We start from the raw sequence: 22,830 nt of genomic DNA, 5'->3' as shown, positions 1-22,830 counted from the left end.
GAGATTCTCTCTATTCGGCTGGGGAGCAGGACGATCTGTCTAGCCGCAGGGGTGGGGCGGGTGCTTTCGCGCATTCTCCGAGCGTACGGTGCCAGATGAACGCTGGTTTCGATCTCAGGACTGCACCGGCAACAGATCGGCAAGCGGTAGCACGGTCTCGTCCTTCACCGTCTTGATGACGATGTAGGTGAAGTAACGATCGATGCCGATTTCGCGTTCGAGCAAGGCATCGACCAGCCGCTGATAGGTATCGATATCGCGCGCCATCACCTTCAGAACGTAGTCGACGCCGCCGCCCACCGACCAGCAGGCTACAATCTCAGGTATGTCGCGGATGACACGCTCGAAGCGGTCGAAATCGGCCTGGCGATGGCTGGCCAGCGTCACCTCCATCAGCACGGTGGCGACGGGTGCGACGACGCGCATAGCAATCGAGGCATGATAGCCGGAGACGATGCCGGCCTTTTCCAGCTTGCGCAGCCGCATCCAGCACGGCGTCGGTGACAGGCCGACCTTGTCGGCCAGCGCCAGCTTGGTGATGCGCCCGTCACGCTGGATCGCGTCGAGGATTCTGAGGTCGATCGGGTCGAGTTTCGCGGCGGCCATCTGTATCCACTTTTTGGTCCCGCCGTACCATGACGGCGCATTATTTCGATTGTCAATTGCACTGATTTCGATCTCTAATAAGTCATGACATTATGGCAACCTGATCCCGCGCTCATCCGGCGGCCCGCCTACCAGTCGCTGGCCGACCAGTTCGCACGCGCCATTCATGATGGGCGGCTCGCCAACGGCGCGCGGCTGCCGACGCATCGCCGGCTGGCCGACGAGTTGAAACTATCGGTGCAGACGGTCAGTCGCGCCTATGAGGAACTGATTCGCCGCGGCCTGATCTCGGGCGAGATCGGCCGCGGCAGCTTCGTCCAGACGCAGCGGCGCGAGCCTGAGCCGCCCTATCTGCCGGAGCGGCTGGGCGAAGTGATCGATCTCTCGATCCTGAAGCCGGTCTGCGAGCCGATGCATCTGGAGCGGCTGAAGCAGGCGCTGGGCTGGCTGGCCGACAACCTGCCGTCGAGTTCGGCGCTGTCGTTCCGGCCCAACATGGTGTTTCCCCGTCACCGCGCCGTGGCGGTCGAGTGGCTGAAGCTGTGCGGTCTCGATGCCTCGCCGCAGAATATCAGCCTGACCAATGGCGCTACCGCCGGCATGACGGTGGCGCTGATGAGCGTGGCGCCGCCCGGCTCGACCGTCGCCACCGAGGCGATCGGCCACCATACGCTGGTGCCGCTCGCCCGCTATCTCGGCTTCAACCTCGAAGGCCTGCCGATAGACGGCAATGGCCTTATCCCGGAAGCGCTGGACGAGGCCTGCCGGATCTCCGACATCCGCGCCGTGTTCGTGCAGCCTTCGGTGATCAACCCGACGGCGACGCTGATGGATGCGGCGCGGCGCGAGCAGATTGCGGCGGTTGCGCGCAGGCACGACATAGCCATCATCGAGAACGATGTGTTGGGGCCGCTGGTCGAGGACCGGCCGCCGCCGGTCGCCGCCTTCGCGCCTGAACGCACGCTCTACGTCACGTCCTTCACCAAGATCGTGGTGCCGGGCCTGCGCATCGGCTATCTCGCCGCCCCCGACCGCTATGTCGCCGCGGTCGCCAACCGGCATCTGGTTTCCAACTGGATGGCGACGCCGCTGGTGGCGGAGATCGCCACCAAATGGGTGACCGACGGCACCGCGATGGAACTGGTGCGCTGGCAGCGCACAGCATTGCGGCGACGCCAGGACATCGTCGCCGAGGTGCTGGCCGGCGTCGACTATCGCACCCGGCGCGACGGACTGCATGTCTGGTTGCAGCTGCCCGCCGACCGTGCCGAGGAGAGCTTCGTCGCCCAGGCGCGCCTGCAAGGCGTGGCGATCGCGCCCGGCGCCTCCTTCCGCATCTCGCAAGCGCCCTGGCAACCGGCGGTGCGCATCTCGCTGGGCTCGACCACCGAGGGGGAACTGCGCGCCGGCCTCGGCGTTGTCACCAAGCTGCTGCTTGGCGACCCCGAGCATCTGCTGCTCGCAATCTAGCGAGATGTGCCGCTATCCAGACGATGCCGACCGCCAAAGGCGTCCCCGGTGCTGTCATTTTCGGTTCGACTTGATTTCGATCTCGGCACATTGCTAGGCACTGAATGTCCAAGAATTGTGCGGGATCAGAATAATTGTCATGATATTATTTTCCCAATTGACATGATTTGGCGGGTTCCGCATCGTTAAGGGCATAGGCTTCTCCAGCACGGGAAATTCGTTTGTCCGCATCCGCGCCTATCATCAAGGTCGATGGCATTTCGAAAAGCTTCGGCACTTTCAAGGTGCTGGACGGCCTGTCCATGCAGGTCATGCCCGGCGAGAAGCTGGCGCTGATTGGCCCGTCCGGCTCGGGCAAGACGACGATCCTGCGCATCCTGATGACGCTGGAGCGCATCGATGGCGGCCACATCCAGATCGACGGCGAGCATCTTTATCACATGGAGCGAAACGGCCAGCTGCTGGCTGCCGACGAGCGGCATCTGGCCAGGATGCGCCAGAAGATCGGCATGGTCTTCCAGCTGTTCAATCTGTTCCCGCACAAATGCGTCATCGACAATGTCACGCTGGCGCCGATGCTGACCAAGGGCGCGCCGCGCGCTGCCGCCGAGAAGCGGGCGATGGAATTGCTCGACATGGTCGGCATGGCCGACAAGGCCAAGGCCATGCCGGCACAGCTTTCGGGCGGCCAGAAGCAGCGCGTCGCGATTGCCCGCGCGCTGGCACTGTCGCCCCGGATCATGCTGTTCGACGAGGTCACCTCGGCGCTCGATCCCGAACTGGTCGAGGAGGTGCTCAACGTGATGCGCAAGCTCGCGGCCGAAACCGACATGACGATGCTGCTCGTCACCCATGAAATGGGCTTTGCCCACGACTTCGCCGACCGGGTGCTGTTCTTCGACCGCGGCCGCATCGTCGAGGAGGGCAAACCCGATGAGATTTTCCGCCATCCCAAACAGGAGCGCACGCAAGGTTTCCTGAAGAAGATCATCGCGGCCGGACATCGCGTCTGACCGCCATGCCAGAGGCGGCGACACCGTCCGCAAGGGCGGCATTGCCGTCCTGAAATGACTGCAACCAAGAACACAAACATGGAGTTGGGAACAATGAAAAAACTTGGCATTCTGGCCGGCGTCGCCGGTCTTGCGCTGACCGCGGTGCTCGCGGCCTCGAACATCGGATCGGCCGACGACAGCAAGCTCGAGCAGCTGAAGGCGCAAGGCTTCGCCCGCCTCGCCATCGCCAACGAGCCGCCCTACACGGCGGTCGCCGCCGACGGCAAGGTTTCGGGCGCCGCGCCCGACGTGGCGCGGGAAATCTTCAAGCGGCTGGGCGTCGCCGACGTCGCCGCCTCGATCTCGGAATATGGTGCCATGATCCCCGGCCTGCAGGCCGGCCGCTTCGACGTCGTCACCGCCGGCCTGTTCATGAAGCCGGAGCGTTGTGCGGCGGTTGCCTATTCCGAGCCGGTGCTGTGCGACGCCGAGGCGATGCTGGTGAAGAAGGGCAATCCGAAGGGCTTCAAGAGCTATGAGGATGTCGCCAAGGACACCTCCGCTACCATCGGCGCGCCCGGCGGCGGCACTGAGGAGAAGCTCGCGCTCAACGCCGGCGTGCCGCGTGACCGCGTCATCGTCGTGCCCGACGGCCAGAGCGGGCTGAAGATGGTGCAGGACGGCCGCATCGACGCCTATTCGCTCCCCGTCCTGTCGATCAACGATCTGATGAAGAAGGCCAATGACCCGAGCCTCGAAGTCATAGCACCCGTGCAGGGCGCGCCCGTCTATTGCGACGGCGCCGCTTTCAAGAAGGGTGACGAGGCGCTGCGCGACGCCTTCGACGTCGAGCTCGCCAAGATGAAGAAGTCGGGCGAGTTCGCCAAGATCATCGAGCCCTACGGCTTCTCGGCGGCGGCGGCGATGTCGACGACGCGCGACAAGCTCTGCGCGGCGAAATAAGCGCTTTTCCCTTCTCCCCGTCCACGGAGAGAAGGTGGCTGAAGGGCCGGATGAGGGGCAGCGCGCGTTTTTGCGAGCTTGGAGCCGCGCCTCATCCGCCTGCCCGTCCTTCGCGGCAGCTGCGCTGCAGCTAAGGAGGGTGAACCGGCAACTTCTCCCCGTGAGAGAGGAGAAGTTGCTAAAACCAAACGTTGGAAGCCTCTGATACATGACCCAATGGTCCGGCTATCTCGGCCTGATATTGCAGGGAGCGCTTGTCACCATCGAGCTGACGCTGATGGGGTCGGTGCTGGCCCTCGTGATGGCCTTCCTGGCCGGCATGGGGCGGCTGTCGCGCTTCTTCGCGTTGCGGGCGCTCGCCACCGCCTATATCGAATTCTTCCGCGGCACATCGATTTTCGTACAGCTGTTCTGGGCCTATTTCGTGTTGCCCCTGGCGGGCGTCGAGCTCACTCCGCTGCAAGCCGGCGTGCTGGCGCTGGGCCTCAATGTCGGCGCCTATGCGGCGGAAGTGGTACGCGGTGCCATCCAGTCGGTCGGCGCCGAGCAATACGAGGCCTGCACGGCTCTCAATCTCGGCCGCTGGCAAGGCATGCGCCATGTCATCCTGCCGCAGGCGCTTCTTGTGATGCTGCCGACCTTCGGCAACAACGCCATCGAACTGCTCAAGGCGACATCCGTCGTCTCCCTGATTTCGCTCGCCGATCTCACCTTCCAGGCGCAGGTGGTGCGCTCGCAGACCGGCAGCACGCTGATGCCGTTCACCACCATCCTGGTGATCTATTTCGCGCTCGCGCTCGTCATCTCCTGGGGCGTGCGGTCGCTGGAGCGGCGCATGGCGCGCGGCCTCGACGGAGTGCGCGTCTGATGGATTGGGCCCTGTAATGGATTGGGACTGGGATTTCGTCCGGCAGATCCTGCCGACGCTGATCGAGGGGGTGAAGATCACCATCCTGGCGACGGTGCTCGGCTCGGTGCTGGCGGCAATCGTCGGGCTGGGCATCGCACTGGCCCGCCGCTCGCCGAACAAGATGATGTCGCGCACGGTCGGCTGGGCGGCCGAATTCATCCGCGGCACGCCGCTGCTGGTGCAGCTCTACTTCATTTTCTACGTGCTGCCCGATTTCGGCATCCTGCTGCCGCCGCTGGTGGCCGGCGTCATCGGTCTTGGGCTGCACTACGGCACCTATACGGCGGAGGTCTATCGCGCCGGCATCGAGAACGTGCCGCGCGGCCAGTGGGAGGCGGCCAAAGCCTGCAATCTCAGCGCTCGCCAGACCTGGACCCACATCGTCATACCGCAGGCAATCCCGCCGATGATCCCGGCGCTGGCCAATTATTTCATCGCCATGTTCAAGGAGACGCCGCTGCTGTCGGCGATCACCGTGCTGGAGCTGATGAACCAGGCCAAGAGCGTCGCCAACACCTATTACCGCTATGTCGAGCCGATGACGCTGGTCGGCGCCTTCTTCCTGATCATCAGCCTTTTCTCGGTTATGCTGCTGCGCTGGCTGGAACATCGCTACGGCAAGATCGAAAGGTAGTTCCCATGAAGCCGCTTCCCGAAATCAGGCTGATGCCGACAAGGCCCGCACTCGAGGTGCGCCCGTTGGAAAAGCGCGTCGGCCTGATCATCCTGGCCACCGACCACACCAGCGAGCCGGACTTCCGTCGCATGGTGGCGAGTGAGAGGATCGGCATCTATGTCGCCCGCATCCCCTATGAGAATCCGACCACACCTCAGAATCTGCGCAAGATGCAGCCCGAACTGACGGCTGGCGCGGCGCTGATCCTGCCGGACGAACCGCTCGATGCCATCTGCTACTCCTGCACGTCGGCCTCCGTGGTGATCGGCGATGCCGAGATCGAGGCGGCGATCCAGGCGGCCAAGCCTGGCGTGCCCGTGGTCACGCCGCCGATGGCGGGCGTGCGCGGACTGAGGGCTCTGGGCGCGAAGAGGATCAGTATTCTCACCCCCTACACCGTCGAGACGAGCCGGCCGATGGCGGCCTATTTCGCCGAACGCGGCTTCGAGATCGCCAGCTTCACCTGTCTCGGCTTCGAGGATGACCGCGAGATGGCGCGCATTGCGCCGGCAGCCCTCGTCGATCTGGCGCGCGAGGCGACTGACCCGCAGGCCGAGGCGTTGTTCGTGTCCTGCACGGCGCTGCGCTCGGCGCTGGCGGTTGCCGCGATGGAACAGGCTATCGGCCGCCCGGTCGTCACCAGCAACCAGGCGAGCGCGTGGAATTGCCTGCGACTGTGTGGCGATGATGTGCCGCGTCCGGAGTTCGGGCGGCTGACGACCTTGCCGCTTGGACAGTAAGGTCATGTCCTGCATGCACGAGCGACCCATGACGCACGCCGTCGCCCTTTCAGACATCCGCGCCGCGCGCCAACGCATCACCAGCAAGGTCGAGCCGACACCGGTCGTGCCATCCGAGAGCCTGTCGGAGCGGCTCGGCCTTCCCGTTCACCTCAAGCTGGAGCACCGCCAGATCACGGGCAGCTTTAAGCTGCGTGGCGCCTCGAACGCCATTGCTTCGCTCAATGCCGAGCAGCGGGCACGCGGTGTTGTCGCGGCTTCGACCGGCAATCACGGCCGCGCACTCGCCCATGCCGCCAGGCTCGAAGGCATGCGCGCGGTTGTCTGCATGTCGCGGCTGGTGCCTCGGAACAAGCTCGATGCCATCCGCTGCCTCGGCGCGGAAATCCGCATTGTCGGCGACAGCCAGGACGACGCGCAGCAGGAGGTCGAGCGGCTGGTGGCGCAAGAGGGTCTCGTGATGCTGCCACCCTTCGACCATCCCGACATCATCGCCGGGCAGGGCACGCTCGGGCTGGAGATCATGGAGCAGGTTCCTGACGCCGCTCTGGTGCTGGTGCAGCTCTCCGGCGGCGGGTTGGCCTCCGGGATTGCCGCAGCGGTCAAGGGCGTCAGGCCGAGCACAAAGGTCGTCGGCATCTCGATGGCGCGCGGCGCGGCGATGAAAGCCAGCCTCGATGCGGGGCGCCCGGTGCAGGTGGAGGAGCTGCCGACGCTGGCGGATTCGCTCGGCGGCGGCATTGGCCTCGACAACCGGCTGACCTTTTCCATGTGCCGAGACCTGCTCGACGACGTCGTGCTGCTTTCCGAAGACGAGATCGCCGCCGGCATCCGCCATGCCTATGAACAGGAGCGCGAGATCGTCGAGGGCGCCGGCGCGGTCGGTATCGCTGCGCTGCTTGCCGGCAAGGTGAAGCCAAACGGACCGGTGGTCGTTCTGCTTTCCGGTCGTAATATCGATATGAGCCTGCACAGAAAGATCGTTTGCGGCGAAGTAGTTGCGGAGCGCGCCTGATGAACCGGATGACCATCCTTACCGAGAAAGAACTACGCGAGATCGTAGCTCTCGATCTCGACGCCGTCGCTTGCGTCGAAAACGCCTTCCGGGCGCTCGCTACCCTGCCGGTGGCGATGCCGCCGATCCTGCGGCTCGACATCCCCGAGCATCGCGGCGAGGTCGACGTGAAGACCGCCTATGTGCCTGGCATCGATGGCTTCGCCATCAAGATCAGCCCCGGCTTCTTCGACAATCCCAAGCTCGGCCTGCCCAGCGTCAACGGCATGATGGTGCTGCTGTCGGCAAAAACCGGTCTGGTCGAGGCGTTGCTGCTCGACAATGGCTATCTCACCGACGTCCGCACCGCAGCCGCCGGGGCGGTCGCCGCAAAACACCTGTCGCGGCCGGACTCATCCATTGCCGCCATCTTCGGCGCCGGCGTGCAGGCCGGATTGCAGCTTGAGGCGCTGCGCCTGGTGCGGCCGATCGAAGAAGCCCGCATCTGGGCGCGCGACGCGGCCAAGGCGCAAGCCGCGGCCGGCGCCTTGAGCGAAAAACTGGGCATCGTGGTGCGCGCAGAACCGGATGCGGCCAAGGCGGTCGCCGGCGCCGACATCATCGTCACCACCACGCCCTCGACAGAACCATTGATCAAGGCCGGCTTCGTCTCGGCCGGCCAGCACATCACCGCCATGGGCTCGGACGCCGAGCACAAGAACGAGATCGCACCGGCAATCCTGCGCATGGCCGATCTCTATGTCGCCGACAGCGCAAGGCAGACGCGCCGGCTCGGTGAATTGCACCATGCCATCTCCGCCGGCGTGATGGCGGCGGACGCGGAGGTGGCCGAACTCGGCCAGATCATCGCCGGCGAACGGCATGGCCGGCGCGCGGCGGACGACATCACCATCGCCGACCTGACCGGCACCGGCGTGCAGGACACCGCGATCGCCACGCTAGCCCGTGACCGGGCCCGGGTTGCGAAAGCCGGAACCATTTTTGAAAGTTGATGCTGGCCGCAAGAGCATGATCCGGAAAAGTGGAAACCGGTTTTCCGAGGAGATCATGCTCAAACAAAATTACCTGGAGCCAGGTTCAACGGAAGTTGAAGCGGGTTCCAGGGCCCAACAAACGAGGACCAACAAAATGCAACCGAACTTGAAATTCTCGCGAAGCGAGTATGCGGATCGCCTCGCCAAGACGCGGAAAGCCATGGCGGTGAAAGGCGTCGATCTGCTTATTGTCAGCGACCCCTCCAACATGGCCTGGCTCACCGGCTATGACGGCTGGTCCTTCTACGTGCATCAGGCCGTCATCGTGCCGCCGTCGGGCGAGCCGGTCTGGTATGGCCGCGGCCAGGACGCCAACGGCGCCAAGCGCACCGCCTATCTCGCGCATGACAACATCGTCGGCTATGCCGATCACTATGTGCAGTCGACCGAGCGCCATCCGATGGATTTCCTGTCGAGCGTGCTTGCCGATCGCGGCTGGGGCAAGCTGACCGTCGGCGTCGAGATGGACAATTACTGGTTCTCGGCCGCCGCTTTCGCCTCTTTGCAGAAGCACCTGCCCAATGCCCGTTTCGTCGACGCCACCGCGCTGGTCAATTGGCAGCGCGCGGTGAAGAGCCCGACCGAGATCGACTTTATGCGCAAGGCCGCCCGCATCGTCGAGGCGATGCACCAGCGCATCGTCGACAAGATAGAGGTCGGCATGCGCAAATGCGATCTCGTCGCCGAGATCTATGATGCCGGCACGCGTGGCGTCGACGGCATCGGCGGCGACTATCCAGCGATCGTGCCGCTGCTGCCGTCGGGCGCCGACGCCTCGGCGCCGCACCTGACCTGGGACGACAAGCCGATGAAGTCGGGCGAGGGCACGTTCTTCGAAATCGCCGGGTGCTACAACAGGTATCATTGCCCGCTGTCGCGAACAGTGTTCCTCGGCAAGCCAACACAGGAATTCCTCGATGCGGAGAAGGCGACGCTCGAAGGCATGGACGCGGGGCTCGCGGCAGCCAAGCCCGGCAACACGTGCGAAGACATCGCCAACGCCTTCTTCGCGGTGTTGAAGAAATATGGCATCGTCAAGGACAACCGCACCGGCTACCCGATCGGCCTTTCCTATCCGCCGGACTGGGGCGAACGCACGATGAGCCTGCGCCCCGGAGATCGCACCGAGCTGAAGCCCGGCATGACCTTCCATTTCATGACCGGCCTGTGGCTGGAGACGATGGGGCTGGAAATCACCGAATCCATCCTGATCACCGAGACGGGCGTCGAGTGCCTGGCCAATGTGCCGCGCAAGCTGGTGGTGAAGAATTGAAACCGATGTCCGACCTTCGTCCGTCGCCGGTCTCGCCCTCGGTCGATTTCGATCGCGACGGCGCACAGCACGGTTTCCTGCGCCTGCCCTACAGCCGCGACGATTCGGCGTGGGGCTCGGTGATGATCCCGATCTGCGTCCTGCGCAACGGCAAGGGGCCGACGGCCCTGCTGACCGGCGGCAATCATGGCGACGAATATGAAGGGCCGCTGGCGCTCTATGATCTGGCGCGCACGCTCGATCCCGCCCAAGTCAGCGGCACGGTTATCATCGTGCCGGCGATGAACTATCCGGCCTTCCGCGCCGGCACGCGCACCTCGCCGATCGACAAGGGCAACATGAACCGCAGCTTTCCAGGCCGGCCAGACGGTACGGTGACGGAAAAGATCGCCGATTATTTCCAGCGGGAGCTGCTTCCCCGCGCGGATATCGTGTTCGACTTCCATTCCGGCGGCAAGACGCTGGACTTCGTGCCGTTCTGCGCCGCCCATACGCTGCCGAACAAGGCCCTGGAGCAGAGGGCCTTCGCGGCGGTCGAAGCCTTCGCGGCGCCGTTCTCGATGCGCATGATCGAAATCGATGCCGTCGGCATGTACGATACCGCCGCCGAGGACATGGGCAAGGTGTTCGTCACCACCGAGCTCGGCGGTGGAGGCACGTCGAGAGCCGAGACGGTGCGGATCGCCCGGCGCGGCATGCTCAACGTGCTGAGGCATGCCGGCATCGTTGCCGGTGCGGTCGAAAAGACGCCAACCCAATGGCTCGACATGCCGTCCGGCGATTGCTTTGCCTTCGCGGAGGAAGACGGCATGGTCGAGACGATGGTCGATCTCGGCGAGCCTGTCGAGAAGGGCGCGGTGCTGGCGCGCATCCATTCCACCGGCCGAACCGGCATCGCCCCCCAGGAGATCCGGGCAAAAATGTCGGGCATGTTGGCGGCGCGGCATTTCCCCGGCCTGGTCAAGGCCGGGGACTGCGTCTCGGTGGTTGCCGCATTGGTCGACTAACGGAAGGGTCGGCCTGCACGGCGGGCAGGATTGGACCTATCTCGCATTCTTCCACCCTGGATCCAGATAGCGGCCGGCGAGCCAGCCCGGCCGCGCTCACGGCTCCGGCCGGCGCGTCGCGGCGGCACGTGCCTTGCCATCGCCTCAGACATCCAAAGCCACCGTCATCGAAGAGGCGCCGGCGCGACGACTTGTTCCGGCGCGAACTCGGGTATCAAAGAGTATGACTTTGCTGCCATACTCGCGATAAAGAGGGTGTCGGAATGCAACAAAAATGGGATTTCTGGATCGACCGCGGCGGCACGTTCACCGATGTCATCGGCCGTGATCCCGAGGGCGGCCTGCATCCGCGCAAGCTTCTGTCCGAAAATCCCGAGGCCTATGCCGACGCGGCCATCCAGGGCATTCGCGACCTTCTCGGCCTGCGCCCCGGCGAGCCTATACCCGCCGGGCTGATAGGCGACGTAAAGATGGGCACAACGGTCGCCACCAATGCGCTGCTGGAGCGCAAGGGCGACCGCGTGCTTTTGCTCATCACCAAGGGATTTCGCGATGCGCTGAGGATCGCCTATCAGGCGCGGCCCGACATCTTCGCCAAGGAGATCGTCCTCCCCGAACAGCTCTACGAGCGCGTCATCGAGGTCAACGAGCGCGTGCTTGCCGACGGCTGCGTCGAACGGCTGCTCGACATCGCTGCCTGTCGCCCGGCGATCGAACAGGCAAAGGCGGACGGCATTGATGCGGTCGCCATTGTCTTCATGCACGCCTGGAAATATCCCGATCACGAAAAGGCCGTCGCAAAGGTCTGCCGCAAGCTCGGTTTCGGCCAGGTTTCGGTCAGCCACGAGGTGTCGCCGCTGATCAAGCTGGTCGGCCGCGGGGACACCACCGTGGTCGACGCCTATCTGTCTCCGATCCTGTCGAGATATGTGCAAAGGGTAGGCCAGGAACTCGGCGTTCTCTCCCCCCTCGAGGGAGAGATGTCAGCGAAGCCGGCAGAGGGGATCGCCGCAGAAGGCACCACCAAGACGTCGAACCCCGTCGATCCGACCCGACCCGGCGGCTTCGCCGCCACCCTCCCCTCGAGGGGAAGGGAAAATCCCCGCCTGATGTTCATGATGTCTTCTGGCGGGCTGACCGCCGCGGACCTGTTCCAGGGCAAGGATGCGCTGCTGTCTGGCCCGGCCGGCGGGGTCGTCGGCATGGTCGAGACGGCAAAGATCGCCGGCTTCGAAAAGGTGATCGGTTTCGACATGGGGGGCACCTCCACCGATGTCGCCCATTATGACGGCGAATATGAGCGCGCCTTCGATACCGAGGTCGCAGGCGTGCGCGTGCGCGCGCCGATGATGCGCATCCACACCGTGGCGGCCGGCGGCGGCTCGGTCCTGCACTACGAAGCAGGCCGCTTTCGCACCGGCCCGGACTCCGCCGGCGCCAATCCAGGCCCCGCCGCCTACAGGCGCGGCGGCCCGCTCGCCGTCACCGACGCCAACGTCATGCTCGGCAAGCTGCAGCCGGATTTTTTCCCGACCATCTTCGGCCCCGGCCAGAACGAGCCGCTCGATGTGGACACCGTTCGCCAGAAATTCACCGCGCTCGCCGCCGAAATCGGCGACGGCCGCTCGGCCGAAGCGGTCGCCGAAGGTTTCGTCACCATCGCGGTCGAAAACATGGCGAACGCCATCAAAAAGATCTCGGTGCAGCGCGGCTACGATGTCACCGAATATCTCCTGAACTGTTTTGGCGGCGCAGGCGGCCAGCACGCCTGCCTGGTCGCCGACGCACTCGGCATGGAGGCGGTGCTGATCCATCCGTTTTCCGGCCTGCTGTCGGCCTACGGCATCGGCCTGTCTTCGGTCTTTGCCTCACGCCAGCAGGCCTTGCTTGCACCGCTGGCGGAAGAATCCAGACGGGCAATCGAAGGCCTGATCGCGGCCTTGCAAACCGCCGTTGTCGCGGAACTCGCCGCACAAGGCATCGCCGAGGACGCGGTGATCGCCAGACCGGCGCTGCAGATCCGTTATGACGGCACCGACACCGCACTTCCGGTGCATTTCGACCATGGCTCGATGTTGCGGGCGAGGGCCGATTTCGAGGCCGCTCACAAGGCGCAATTCGGTTTCGTCTATGAGGACAAGCCGATGATCGTCGAAGCGGTGAGCGTCGAGGGGATGGAGGCGGGCGGCGAGCTGAATGCCGAAGCCTATGCGCCGGCGGGGCAGCCATCAAAAGCCAGGGCCGAGGAGGTCCGGCGGATCTATACGGAAGGAAAATGGCACGAAGCCGACGTCTGTCGGCGCGAGGCCTTGCGGCCGTCCGATCGGGTCGCCGGCCCCGCACTAATCATCGAGCCCAACCAGACGATCGTCGTCGAGCCGGGCTGGCAGGCCGAGATCACGGCCAGGAACCACGTGCTGATGCGGCGCACCAGCAAGAAACGCCGGCAGGCAGCACTTGGCACCGAGGCCGATCCGGTGATGCTGGAAGTGTTCAACAATTTGTTCATGTCGATCGCCGAGCAGATGGGCGTGACGCTGCAGAACACCGCCTATTCCGTCAACATCAAGGAAAGGCTGGATTTCTCCTGCGCCGTTTTCGACCGGAACGGCGCGCTGGTCGCCAATGCGCCGCATATGCCGGTGCATCTGGGCTCGATGGACCGCTCGGTCGAGACCATCATCCGGCTGAATTCCGGCGACATTCATCCCGGCGACGTCTTTGCCCTCAATGCCCCCTATAATGGCGGCACGCATCTGCCCGATATCACGGTGGTAACGCCGGTTTTCGAGGAAGAGCGGCCGATTTCCCCCACAAGAGGGGAGATTAGCCAATCGCCCAAGATCCTCTTCTGGGTGGCCTCGCGCGGCCACCACGCAGACATCGGCGGCACCGCGCCGGGCTCGATGACGCCACTTGCCACCACGGTCGACGAGGAAGGCGTGCTGTTCGACAATTTCCGTATCGTCGATCGCGGAAAGTTCCGCGAGAATGAGCTGCAGACGCTGCTCACCGATCACCGCTATCCGGCCCGCAATCCGCACCAGAATATCGCCGATCTCAAGGCGCAACTCGCTGCCAACGAAAAGGGCGTGGCGGAGCTGCGCAAGATGGTGGCGCATTTCGGGCTCGATGTCGTGGAGGCCTATATGGGCCATGTGCAGGACAATGCGGCCGAGAGCGTGCGGCGCGTGATCGAGCGGCTGCCGGATACATCGGCCTATGAATATCCCACCGACACCGGCCAGGTGATCAAGGTGAAGATATCGGTCGACCGGCAAAAGCGCGAGGCGACGGTCAATTTCACCGGCACGTCGCCGGTGATGAAGAACAATTTCAACGCGCCAGAGCCTGTCGCCCGGGCCGCGGTGCTCTATGCCTTCCGCGTCATGGTCGAGGACATGATCCCGATGAATGCCGGTTGCCTGAGGCCGATCAACATCATCATCCCGGACGGCTCGATGCTGAAACCCGCCTATCCCGCCGCCGTCGTCGCGGGCAACGTCGAGACCTCGCAGCACGTCACCAACGCGCTGTTCGGCGCCATGGGCGCCATGGCCAATGCGCAAGGCACCATGAACAATTTGACCTTCGGCAACAGCAAGTACCAGTATTACGAGACGATCTGTTCCGGTTCGCCCGCCGGCGAGATGAATTCCGGCCGCGGCTTTGCCGGCACGTCGGGCGTTCACACCCATATGACCAATTCGCGCCTTACCGATCCGGAAATACTGGAGCTGCGGTTTCCGGTGATGCTGGAGGATTTCCACATCCGCGAAGGCTCCGGCGGCAAGGGCAGGTGGAATGCCGGCGACGGCACGAAGCGCACCATCCGTTTCCTGGAGAAGATGGAATGCGCCATCCTGTCCTCGCATCGCAACCGGCCGCCGCAAGGGCTTGACGGCGGTGGCGATGGCGAGGCCGGCTCGACCAAGGTGCGCCGCAAGGACGGCAAGGTCGAGGTGCTGAAAGCCTGCGACCAGACGGTGCTTCAGGCCGGCGACGCCGTCATCGTGACGACGCCGACGCCCGGAGCGTTTGGAAGGCCGGAGCCAGGGCCGTCCAACGTTTGATAGAATCGCGGAACCGCTCTATCCATTTTTTGGAATCCGGATTTCCCTTGCCTTTCACACCGGGCCTTCGCCATGCCAAGCAAATCCCCATTGAAGACACTGGCGCCCGATGGACTCGGGCCGACCGTCACCGTCGGCGAGATCCTGGTGGAGATCATGGCCACAAGCCGTGGCAATGGCTTTCTCGAGCCCATCGAGCTGACCGGACCTTATCCGAGCGGGGCGCCGGCGATCTTCATCGACCAATGCGCCAGGCTTGGCGGGCGGGCCGGCATCATCGCCTGCGTCGGCGACGATGATTTCGGCAGGATCAATGTCGAGCGCCTGCGCCGGGACGGTGCGGATGTCACGGCCATCGCCGTCAGCCCCGACTATCCGACGGGCAGCGCCTTCGTGCGCTACCGCGAGGACGGTTCGCGCGACTTCGTCTACAATATCGGCAAATCGGCCGCGGCGCGGGTCGGCTTGACCCCTGAGGCCAGGGCGCTGCTGGCGCGTTCGGGCCATTTGCACGTCATGGGCACCGCACTCAGCATTCCCGTCATTTGGGAGGTGCTCGACCATGCCATCGATGTGGTCAAGGGACGTGGCGGAAGCATCTCGCTCGATCCCAATCTTCGCAAGGAACTGCTCGGCCATGGCCAGACGCGCGAGCGCTTCGCACGGCTTCTCGACATTGCGGATCTGATCCTGCCGTCGGGTGAAGAACTCCACACCGCTTCGGGCAACGACAATGAAGCCGACGCGCTCGCCTCGCTGTTTGCCCGCGGCGCCGGCGAGGTCGTCGTCAAGCGGGGCGCGTTGGGCGCGTCCCTGTTCGGCGCCGACGGCAGCCGCGTCGAGTCGCCCGGCTTCCTGGTCGAGGAGATCGATCCGACCGGCGCGGGCGACTGTTTTGGCGGCGCCTACATCGCCTGCCGCAGGCTCGGCATGCCTGCCGTGACCGCCCTCGATTACGCGAATGCGGCAGGCGCGCGCAACGTCACGCGGCAAGGCCCGATGGAAGGAGCCGGCACGCGTGCCGAACTCGATCTGTTCATTGCCAACACGCCAAGGCGACGCCCGTGACCGATCCATTGCTGAAACTTGCAAATTCCCGGCGTCAAGGCGCGGCGGAAGGCATCACCTCCGTCTGCTCGTCCCATCCAGTCGTGATCCGGGCCGCAGTGCGCGACGCCGCGTTGTTCTCCCGGCCGCTGCTGATCGAGGCGACCTGCAACCAGGTCAACCAGTTCGGCGGCTATACCGGCATGCAGCCCGCCGACTTCGTCGCGGCGGTGACCGCTATTGCCGGCTCCGAAGGCCTTGCGCCCGAGCGGGTCATCTTCGGCGGGGATCATCTCGGTCCCAATCCATGGCGAAGGGAAGATGCCGGCGCGGCCATGGCGAAGGCCGAGGACATGGTGTCCGCCTATGTCCGGGCCGGTTTCCGCAAGATCCATCTCGATGCCTCCATGGGATGCGCGGGCGAGCCGGCGGCGCTGGATGACGCTACGATTGCCAGGCGCGCCGCCCGCCTGGCGCGCAAGGCCGAGGACGCCGCCAGCGGGACCGACCGGCCACTCTACGTGATCGGCACCGAGGTTCCGCCGCCGGGCGGAGCGGATCATCTCATCGGCGAAATCAGCCCCACAAGCCTGTCCGCGGTCCAGCACACACTGGCGGTGCATCGGCAGATCTTCCACGAGAACGGCCTCGCAGACGCCTTCTCGCGGGTCATCGCCGTGGTGGTGCAGCCGGGCGTGGAGTTCGGCAACGAGAACGTGGTCTTCTACGATCGCGCCAAGGCGCTGCATCTGCGCGAATTGCTCGACCAGGAAGCGGGCCTGGTCTACGAAGCCCATTCCACCGACTATCAGACGCAAGCGGCCCTACGCGAACTGGTCGAGGACGGCTTTGCCATCCTCAAGGTGGGGCCGCAGCTGACTTTCGAACTGCGCGAAGCGCTCTATGGGCTGGACCTGATCGCCTCCGACCTGTTGCCCGACTACGGCGCGCGCCCGCTTTATCAGACCATGGAAGCGCTGATGACGGCCGATGCCAAGGACTGGCACAGCCACTACCACGGCTCTGCGGCGCAACAGCGCGTGCAGCGGCATTATTCGCTGTCGGACCGCATACGTTACTACTGGAACCATCAGAAGGCGATGGAAGCTGTCCAGCGATTGACAGCCGCCCTGTCGGGGCTGGCCGTGCCGGTGACGCTGTTCCATCAGCATCTGCCCGCGCTTGACCGCTTTGCCGGGCAGCCGCTCGATCCGGAGGCGGTGTTGGTGGCCGCGGTTCAGCAGGCGCTGGAGGGCTACCGCTTCGCCTCCAGCGGTTGAGCGGCCGATAGCCAGGGGACGCAGTTCGGTCATTTCGACGACTTGTCGGCTTACTTGCTTGAGGTGTGCCTGCACCGGAGTAATAGTCGCGACGGAATGGCGAGGAGGAGGATATGACGCTGAACTTCGACCCAAGGGCGAAGGCCGCGACGCTCTACCATGGTGAATTCCGGCCGATGTTCATCGGCGGCAAATGGGTCGCTGCGCAGTCCGGACAGGAGATGCAGGCGCTCAACCCGGCGACGGGGCAGGTGTTGGCGACGGTGCCGCGCGGAGGCGCCGCCGACATCGACGCGGCGGTGGCGGCTGCGCGCACCGCTTTCGAAGGTCCGTGGTCCGGATTTTCGCCTTACGAACGGCAGTGCGTGCTGCTCAGGATCGCCGATCTCTTCGAGAAGAACTGGGAAGAGCTCTGCGTCTCCGACACGCTCGACATGGGGCTGCCGATCACGCGCACGCTCGCCAACCGGCGCCGGGTCATCGGCATGCTGCGCTTCTATGCCGGGATGGCGACCGCGCTGCATGGCGAATCAATCGACAATTCGATCCCGGGCGAGATCGTCAGCTTCACCCGGCGCGAGCCGGTGGGCGTGGTCGGCGCCATCATTCCCTGGAACGCGCCGACCGCCGCGTCGATCTGGAAGATCGCGCCGGCGCTGGCGACTGGCTGCACGATCGTGCTGAAACCTTCCGAGGATGCATCGCTGACGCCGCTTTTGATCGCGCGGCTGATGCAGGAAGCGGGCGTTCCCGACGGCGTCGTCAACATCGTCACCGGAACCGGGGCCGAAGCCGGCGCGCGGCTCGCCGAACATCCCGACGTCAACAAGATCGTCTTCACCGGCTCGACGCTCACCGGCCAGGCGATCGCCCGGGCGGGTGTTGCCAATCTAAAGCGCGTTTCATTAGAACTCGGCGGCAAGTCGCCGCTCATCGTGTGCCGCGACGCCGATATCGACAAGGCCGTTCCGATCGCGGCGATGGCTGTCTTCGTGCATTCGGGCCAGGTCTGCATCGCCGGTTCGCGGCTGTTCGTGGCGCGCGAAATCCATGACGAGTTCGTGCGCCGGCTCGCTGACTTCGCCGGCAGGCTGCGCATCGGCCACGGCATCGAAGCCGAAACCGAAATGGGGCCGCTCATCAATGCGAGGCAGGCCGGCAAGGTTGAGGGTTACATCAAGGCGGGCAGCGAGGAGGGCGCGGAACTGGTCGCCGGCGGATCGCGCCTGACCGGCGGTCTCTATGACGGCGGCAATTTCATCGCCCCAACCGTCTTCGGCGCAGTGTCCGACACGATGACCATAGCGCGCGAAGAGATCTTCGGGCCGGTTATCTCGGCAATGCCCTTCGATACGCTTGACGAAGCCGTCGCCCGCGCCAATACGACGCCCTATGGGCTGGCCGCCGGCATCTTCACCACCCATCTCGGCACGGCGCACAAGCTCGCTCGCCGGGTCAAGGCGGGTTCCGTCTGGGTCAACATGTACCACGCCATCGACCCCGCCGTGCCGTTCGGCGGCATGAAAATGTCGGGCTACGGCCGCGAGGGCGGCATCGAACATCTGCACGAGTATCTGGAGACCAAGTCGGTATGGATCCAGACCGACTAAGGCCTTTGTCGGTTGTCAGGCGAGCCGGCCTGCGCCGCCGGTTCCCAGGCTGCCGCTCATGCACGCCGGCTGCAAATCAACCGGCGCCCGTTCTCAGGAACTTTTCTTTATCCGGCGATTTTTGGATATAAGATGAAATCCGGTTGGCCAGGAAGGTATTGTCGATGACGACGAAACGCTTCGCGATCTGCGCTCTCGCCCTTGTGATGGGCTGCGGCATCGCCTCTTCGGCGTCCGCCGGGGCCAGGCACCGCCACCACCAGGGCGAACCCGAACGCTATGTTCCCGCTGACGGCGATATTATCGACATACTGTTCGGCGGCCCGCGCTACTATGACCGGCAGCTTGTCACGACGGCCGCCGGCGCCTGTTCCTACCACCGGGTGGGGCCGGATGCGAATGCGCTGAACAAGATCAACGATCACCATTGCGGAAAATAGCGGGCCGACCGCTCCGCAAGCAGGCTCATGACGCTTCCCATCCGGGAAAGCGGTCCGGCCGCAGCCATGTCTGGGCTGGGCTGCCATTGCCGGAAAACACGGCGTCAACCAGCCAGCGCGCGGTGGCGGGGGCGGCATGCATGCCGATGGAACCCATGCCGCCATGCACGAACAGGCCCTCGACGGCCGTCCTGCCAGCGACCGGCAAGCCATCGGACAGCATCGGGCGGTTGCCGGGATAGACGTTCCTGACCTGCGGCGCGCCGAGGCCCGGCAGCATGCGCAGCGTGCGGCTGGCGATCCGGCTCGCCATGTCGGTGTTGCGGACGAGATCGCGGAAGGCCGGCTGGACGGAGGCGCCAAGCCTGGCATCGCCGCCGCCCATGGGGTTGAGGCAGATGGCTTCCACCGCCGGCTGGTCGTCGCGCTGCGCGGCGACATCGGCAAGGCCGTCGAGCCTCATGCGCCGGCCGAGCTCTTCCTGATCCGGCCAGGTCAATTCCTCGACGATCCAGGGCAGCTCGAAGTCGAGTTTTCCCAACTGGATCAACCAGCCGCGGCCGGCGGTGAAGGGCAGGCCGGGCAGCGGTCCGTCGCCGACGGTGCGGCGCAGAAGGTCCGACATCCACAATCCGTTGGCGATGAAGACGAGATCGGCGGGAACGATCCCCTGGTCGGTCAAGATACCCTGGACCTTGCCGCCCCTGGAGAAGATCTGGGCGACGCGCAGGCCAGTACGGATCGTCGCGCCGGCCTCACGGGCGGCGTGGGCGAAGGCATGTGTCGCGCCCATGGGTTCCAGCGTCCATGCACGGCCGACGGAATAGGCGCCTGCCACGTTGAAGCCGACACGCGGGTGGTCGCGCGCCAGTTCCTTGCCCGTGATCTTTTCCATCGCCACGCCGGCTTCCCTGTAGCGGTCGGCCACGGCGGCAGTCGCCTCGAAACTCGCCTCGTCTTCGGAAATCAGCAGATGTGCGATGGCGGCGAATTCGAAGGGAACGGGTCCGTCGGCAAGCTCGGCATAGATCGCGACGCTGGCGTCCAGCAGTTCGACGACCTCTTTCTGCGGGCCGGTGAGCAAGGTGCCGGTGTTTCGTCCTGAGGACTCGGCGGCGATCATGCTCTGCTCGAGGATCGTCGTCTTGAGACCGTGGCGGGCCAGTTCATAGGCGAGCGTGCAGCCGGCGATGCCGCCGCCGATGACCACGGCATCCATTGGTGTCTGGACGCGAGTCGAGTTGAAGGACATGGAGCGCAGCCTCCTCCCAATGAAAGCATCTCGTATACTCGTATACGAGATGCTTTTCAAGTATGCCGCCCACGACTGCCGCAAGTGCCGCCCCGATATCGTCTTCGGTCCGAGCCGGGCGCAGGCCAGTCGGCGATTTCCTCAGCAAAGGCGGGTAGCCTATTCAACGACTTGCGGCTGAATCCGCAAGTTCGGCACGAATCTCCGCACCATGTTCGTCGCGTGCCGGACTTTTCGCCGGTGCCTTTGCCGTCCGTTTGGAAAAACGGGGGGCGGAGGCAGCTTGGAGGGCGCCATTCTCGACCAACCAGGAGCCGCGTGCGGCCATGTGCGGATGCAGCGCCGCCTCATGCGGGCTGAGCACAGGCCCGACGCAGGCATCCGTTCCTTCGAACAATTTCATCCACTCGTCTCGGGATTTTTCGGCAAAGATCGCTTCCAGCCGGCTGCCGAGCTCAGGCCAGAGGCCGCGGTCGAACTGAGCGGCGAACTGCGGATCGCCGCCCAGACCAAGCCTGTCGAGGAACAGCGCATAGAATTTCGGCTCGACGCACTGGACGCTGATGAAGCCGCCATCAGACGTGCGGTAGACGCGGCACCAATGCGGTCCGTCCAGAAGACTCCGGCCACGCTCGGCGGCAAGCCCGCCGGATGGTGCGAGCGACATCAACAGGTTCATCATATGGGCCGAGCCGTCGACGATCGCCGCGTCGACGACCGTGCCTTCACCACCGGCGCGGGCGTTCATGATGGCGGCCAGCATGCCGATCACCAGATAGAGCGCGCCGCCGCCTATGTCGCCGACCAGCGTCGGCGGCGCCATTGGCGGCTCGCCCGGCAGGGAAGCATACCAGAGTGCGCCCGACACGCCGGTATAGTTCATGTCGTGGCCGGCGGTGCGGGCGAGCGGGCCTTCCTGCCCCCAGCCGGTCATGCGGCCATAGGCCAGGCGAGGGTTGGCGGCCAGACACACATCTGGACCAAGCCCGAGACGCTCCATCACGCCCGGCCGGAAGCCCTCGATCAGGCCGTCGGCGGTGGCGATCAGGCGCATCAGCACGGCAACGTCCTCGGCATCCCTGAGGTCGAGCGCGATAGAGCGCTTGCCGCGATCGAGCAGCGAGCGCTCGGGAAGGCCCGGCACGGATGCATGCTTGCGGTGGACGACGATCACGTCGGCGCCGAGATCGGCGAGCAGCATGCCGGCAAAGGGCGCCGGCCCCAACGCCTCGATCTCGACGATGCGGATTCCCCTGAGCATCCCACCCTCCACGGCATTCAAACTTTCGGTAAGGCACACTTTTGCTGTCACGCAGGGGCGACGGTGTGTAACCCTGCTCTTTTGGCATTGAAGCACGTGTCGCCGGTATATACGTCAGGGCCATGAAAAAAATCGGTTTCCTGTCATTCGGGCACTGGACGCCCTCGTCGCAATCGCAGGTGCGCTCGGCGTCGGACGCGCTGTTGCAATCCATTGATCTCGCCGTCGCGGCCGAGCAACTCGGCGCTGACGGCGCGTATTTCCGCGTCCACCATTTTGCCCGACAGCTCGCCTCGCCATTTCCGCTGCTGGCGGCGGTCGGCGCCAAGACCAGCCACATCGAGATCGGCACGGCGGTCATCGACATGCGCTACGAGAATCCGCTCTACATGGCGGAGGACGCGGGTGCCGCCGACATCATCGCAGGCGGGCGCCTGCAGCTCGGCATCAGCCGGGGCTCGCCCGAACAGGTGATCGATGGCTGGCGCTATTTCGGCTACGCGCCGCAGGAAGGCAAAAGCGACGCCGACATGGCGCGGCATCACGCCGAGGTCTTCCTCGACACGCTGCGCGGCGAGGGCTTCGCCCAGCCCAATCCGCGGCCGATGTTCCCCAATCCCCCCGGGCTGTTGCGGCTCGAACCGCATTCGGAGGGCCTGCGCGAGCGCATCTGGTGGGGTGCCGCCACCAACGCCACTTCGGAGTGGGCGGCGAAGCTGGGCATGAATTTGCAGAGCTCGACCCTCAAATTCGACGAAAGCGGCAAGCCCTTCCATATCCAGCAGGCCGAGCAGATCCGGATCTATCGCGAGGCCTGGAAGGCGGCCGGCCATGAACGCGAACCGCGCGTCTCGGTCAGCCGCAGCATTTTCGCGCTGGTCGACGACCGGGACCGCGCCTATTTCGGGCGCGGCAATGAGGGCCGCGACCAGATCGGCTTCATCGAGGAGAACACGCGGGCAATCTTCGGGCGCAGCTATGCCGCCGAACCGGACGTGCTGATCAAGGAGTTGGCCGAGGACGAGGCGATCGCCGAGGCCGACACGCTGCTGCTCACCGTGCCCAACCAACTCGGCGTCGACTACAACGCCCATGTCATCGAGGCGATCCTGACCCATGTCGCGCCGGCGCTGGGTTGGCGCTGACAGCCGAGCCGTGTAACCATCGCTGCTGCGGAC

The 22,830-nt window shown here is 64.8% G+C and carries 19 protein-coding genes; 16 read left to right on the top strand and 3 right to left on the bottom strand.

Annotation, left to right across the window (positions count from 1 at the left end):
* Window positions 1–114: 114 nt before the first annotated feature.
* Window positions 115–606, bottom strand: a complete 492-nt coding sequence (locus tag FJ426_RS09240) for an Lrp/AsnC family transcriptional regulator (protein ID WP_140517347.1) — start codon at window positions 604–606, stop codon at window positions 115–117.
* 84 nt (window positions 607–690) lie between these two features.
* Between FJ426_RS09240 and FJ426_RS09235 the strand changes: the two genes are divergently transcribed.
* The 15 genes from FJ426_RS09235 to FJ426_RS09165 all read left to right on the top strand — a co-directional run bounded on the left by FJ426_RS09235 (window position 691) and on the right by FJ426_RS09165 (window position 19,139).
* Window positions 691–2,076 carry a PLP-dependent aminotransferase family protein gene (locus FJ426_RS09235; protein ID WP_140499275.1) on the top strand — a complete coding sequence of 462 codons (1,386 nt, stop codon included), beginning with the start codon at window positions 691–693 and terminating at the stop codon, window positions 2,074–2,076.
* Between the two features lie 221 nt (window positions 2,077–2,297).
* Window positions 2,298–3,089 (top strand): ectoine/hydroxyectoine ABC transporter ATP-binding protein EhuA, encoded by a 792-nt coding sequence (gene ehuA, locus FJ426_RS09230; protein WP_140825183.1) that lies wholly within the window; start codon window positions 2,298–2,300, stop codon window positions 3,087–3,089.
* Between the two features lie 93 nt (window positions 3,090–3,182).
* The gene (gene ehuB, locus FJ426_RS09225; RefSeq protein WP_140499273.1) at window positions 3,183–4,034 is read left to right on the top strand and encodes an ectoine/hydroxyectoine ABC transporter substrate-binding protein EhuB; all 852 of its coding nucleotides are present in this window, start codon (window positions 3,183–3,185) and stop codon (window positions 4,032–4,034) included.
* Window positions 4,035–4,242: 208 nt separating this feature from the next.
* Window positions 4,243–4,902 (top strand): ectoine/hydroxyectoine ABC transporter permease subunit EhuC, encoded by a 660-nt coding sequence (gene ehuC / locus FJ426_RS09220; RefSeq protein WP_140499272.1) that lies wholly within the window; start codon window positions 4,243–4,245, stop codon window positions 4,900–4,902.
* A gap of 16 nt (window positions 4,903–4,918) precedes the next feature.
* Entirely contained in the window at window positions 4,919–5,578 is a 660-nt protein-coding gene (gene ehuD / locus FJ426_RS09215; RefSeq protein WP_140521357.1) for an ectoine/hydroxyectoine ABC transporter permease subunit EhuD, read from the top strand.
* A 5-nt stretch (window positions 5,579–5,583) separates the two neighbouring features.
* Window positions 5,584–6,360: an ectoine utilization protein EutA gene (gene eutA / locus FJ426_RS09210; RefSeq protein ID WP_140825182.1), complete on the top strand. Its 777-nt coding sequence runs from the start codon at window positions 5,584–5,586 to the stop codon at window positions 6,358–6,360.
* Window positions 6,361–6,388: 28 nt separating this feature from the next.
* Window positions 6,389–7,375 (top strand): hydroxyectoine utilization dehydratase EutB, encoded by a 987-nt coding sequence (gene eutB, locus FJ426_RS09205; RefSeq protein ID WP_140521359.1) that lies wholly within the window; start codon window positions 6,389–6,391, stop codon window positions 7,373–7,375.
* Window positions 7,375–8,367: an ectoine utilization protein EutC gene (gene eutC / locus FJ426_RS09200; protein WP_140825181.1), complete on the top strand. Its 993-nt coding sequence runs from the start codon at window positions 7,375–7,377 to the stop codon at window positions 8,365–8,367. Before eutB ends, eutC begins: the two co-directional genes overlap by 1 nt.
* 136 nt (window positions 8,368–8,503) lie before the next feature.
* Window positions 8,504–9,682, top strand: coding sequence for an ectoine hydrolase DoeA (gene doeA, locus FJ426_RS09195; RefSeq protein ID WP_140556274.1), 1,179 nt, complete (start codon window positions 8,504–8,506; stop codon window positions 9,680–9,682).
* A 5-nt stretch (window positions 9,683–9,687) separates the two neighbouring features.
* On the top strand, window positions 9,688–10,689 hold the full coding sequence (gene doeB, locus FJ426_RS09190) for a N(2)-acetyl-L-2,4-diaminobutanoate deacetylase DoeB (RefSeq protein ID WP_140499259.1): 1,002 nt from the start codon (window positions 9,688–9,690) through the stop codon (window positions 10,687–10,689).
* A 263-nt stretch (window positions 10,690–10,952) separates the two neighbouring features.
* On the top strand, window positions 10,953–14,762 hold the full coding sequence (locus FJ426_RS09185) for a hydantoinase B/oxoprolinase family protein (RefSeq protein ID WP_140825180.1): 3,810 nt from the start codon (window positions 10,953–10,955) through the stop codon (window positions 14,760–14,762).
* A gap of 72 nt (window positions 14,763–14,834) precedes the next feature.
* Window positions 14,835–15,830, top strand: coding sequence for a sugar kinase (locus FJ426_RS09180; RefSeq protein WP_140559887.1), 996 nt, complete (start codon window positions 14,835–14,837; stop codon window positions 15,828–15,830).
* A complete protein-coding gene (locus FJ426_RS09175) occupies window positions 15,827–17,089 on the top strand; it encodes a D-tagatose-bisphosphate aldolase, class II, non-catalytic subunit (protein ID WP_140559886.1) in 1,263 nt (420 codons plus the stop codon). The genes FJ426_RS09180 and FJ426_RS09175 overlap by 4 nt, the downstream gene beginning before the upstream one ends.
* Before the next feature lie 113 nt (window positions 17,090–17,202).
* Window positions 17,203–18,699, top strand: a complete 1,497-nt coding sequence (locus tag FJ426_RS09170) for an aldehyde dehydrogenase family protein (RefSeq protein WP_140559885.1) — start codon at window positions 17,203–17,205, stop codon at window positions 18,697–18,699.
* Between the two features lie 164 nt (window positions 18,700–18,863).
* Window positions 18,864–19,139: a hypothetical protein gene (locus tag FJ426_RS09165; protein ID WP_140559884.1), complete on the top strand. Its 276-nt coding sequence runs from the start codon at window positions 18,864–18,866 to the stop codon at window positions 19,137–19,139.
* A gap of 25 nt (window positions 19,140–19,164) precedes the next feature.
* Here the strand turns inward: FJ426_RS09165 and FJ426_RS09160 are convergent, their stop codons facing one another.
* A complete protein-coding gene (locus tag FJ426_RS09160) occupies window positions 19,165–20,391 on the bottom strand; it encodes an FAD-dependent oxidoreductase (protein WP_140559883.1) in 1,227 nt (408 codons plus the stop codon).
* Window positions 20,392–20,554: 163 nt separating this feature from the next.
* Complete coding sequence (locus tag FJ426_RS09155) at window positions 20,555–21,652, bottom strand: CaiB/BaiF CoA-transferase family protein (RefSeq protein WP_140663533.1); 1,098 nt, start codon at window positions 21,650–21,652, stop codon at window positions 20,555–20,557.
* 122 nt (window positions 21,653–21,774) lie between these two features.
* On the opposite strand from FJ426_RS09155, the gene FJ426_RS09150 reads away from it, so the two are divergent.
* Complete coding sequence (locus tag FJ426_RS09150; RefSeq protein ID WP_140517317.1) at window positions 21,775–22,797, top strand: LLM class flavin-dependent oxidoreductase; 1,023 nt, start codon at window positions 21,775–21,777, stop codon at window positions 22,795–22,797.
* The last annotated feature ends 33 nt before the right edge of the window (window positions 22,798–22,830 follow it).

This window comes from Mesorhizobium sp. B2-6-4, from assembly GCF_006441495.1.
Lineage (GTDB): Bacteria > Pseudomonadota > Alphaproteobacteria > Rhizobiales > Rhizobiaceae > Mesorhizobium.
The sequence above is the reverse complement of the archived record's forward strand: the minus strand, read 5'-3'. Positions and strand labels throughout refer to the sequence as shown.

Excerpts from the sequence above, each read along its gene's own strand:
- FJ426_RS09240 (WP_140517347.1), bottom strand. The coding sequence starts at position 606 with ATGGCCGCCGCGAAACTCGACCCGATCGACCTCAGAATCCTCGACGCG.
- FJ426_RS09235 (WP_140499275.1), top strand. The coding sequence starts at position 691 with ATGACATTATGGCAACCTGATCCCGCGCTCATCCGGCGGCCCGCCTAC.
- ehuB (WP_140499273.1), top strand. The coding sequence starts at position 3,183 with ATGAAAAAACTTGGCATTCTGGCCGGCGTCGCCGGTCTTGCGCTGACC.
- ehuC (WP_140499272.1), top strand. The coding sequence starts at position 4,243 with ATGACCCAATGGTCCGGCTATCTCGGCCTGATATTGCAGGGAGCGCTT.
- ehuD (WP_140521357.1), top strand. The coding sequence starts at position 4,919 with ATGGATTGGGACTGGGATTTCGTCCGGCAGATCCTGCCGACGCTGATC.
- eutA (WP_140825182.1), top strand. The coding sequence starts at position 5,584 with ATGAAGCCGCTTCCCGAAATCAGGCTGATGCCGACAAGGCCCGCACTC.
- eutB (WP_140521359.1), top strand. The coding sequence starts at position 6,389 with ATGACGCACGCCGTCGCCCTTTCAGACATCCGCGCCGCGCGCCAACGC.
- eutC (WP_140825181.1), top strand. The coding sequence starts at position 7,375 with ATGAACCGGATGACCATCCTTACCGAGAAAGAACTACGCGAGATCGTA.
- doeA (WP_140556274.1), top strand. The coding sequence starts at position 8,504 with ATGCAACCGAACTTGAAATTCTCGCGAAGCGAGTATGCGGATCGCCTC.
- doeB (WP_140499259.1), top strand. The coding sequence starts at position 9,688 with ATGTCCGACCTTCGTCCGTCGCCGGTCTCGCCCTCGGTCGATTTCGAT.
- FJ426_RS09185 (WP_140825180.1), top strand. The coding sequence starts at position 10,953 with ATGCAACAAAAATGGGATTTCTGGATCGACCGCGGCGGCACGTTCACC.
- FJ426_RS09180 (WP_140559887.1), top strand. The coding sequence starts at position 14,835 with ATGCCAAGCAAATCCCCATTGAAGACACTGGCGCCCGATGGACTCGGG.
- FJ426_RS09170 (WP_140559885.1), top strand. The coding sequence starts at position 17,203 with ATGACGCTGAACTTCGACCCAAGGGCGAAGGCCGCGACGCTCTACCAT.
- FJ426_RS09165 (WP_140559884.1), top strand. The coding sequence starts at position 18,864 with ATGACGACGAAACGCTTCGCGATCTGCGCTCTCGCCCTTGTGATGGGC.
- FJ426_RS09160 (WP_140559883.1), bottom strand. The coding sequence starts at position 20,391 with ATGTCCTTCAACTCGACTCGCGTCCAGACACCAATGGATGCCGTGGTC.
- FJ426_RS09155 (WP_140663533.1), bottom strand. The coding sequence starts at position 21,652 with ATGCTCAGGGGAATCCGCATCGTCGAGATCGAGGCGTTGGGGCCGGCG.
- FJ426_RS09150 (WP_140517317.1), top strand. The coding sequence starts at position 21,775 with ATGAAAAAAATCGGTTTCCTGTCATTCGGGCACTGGACGCCCTCGTCG.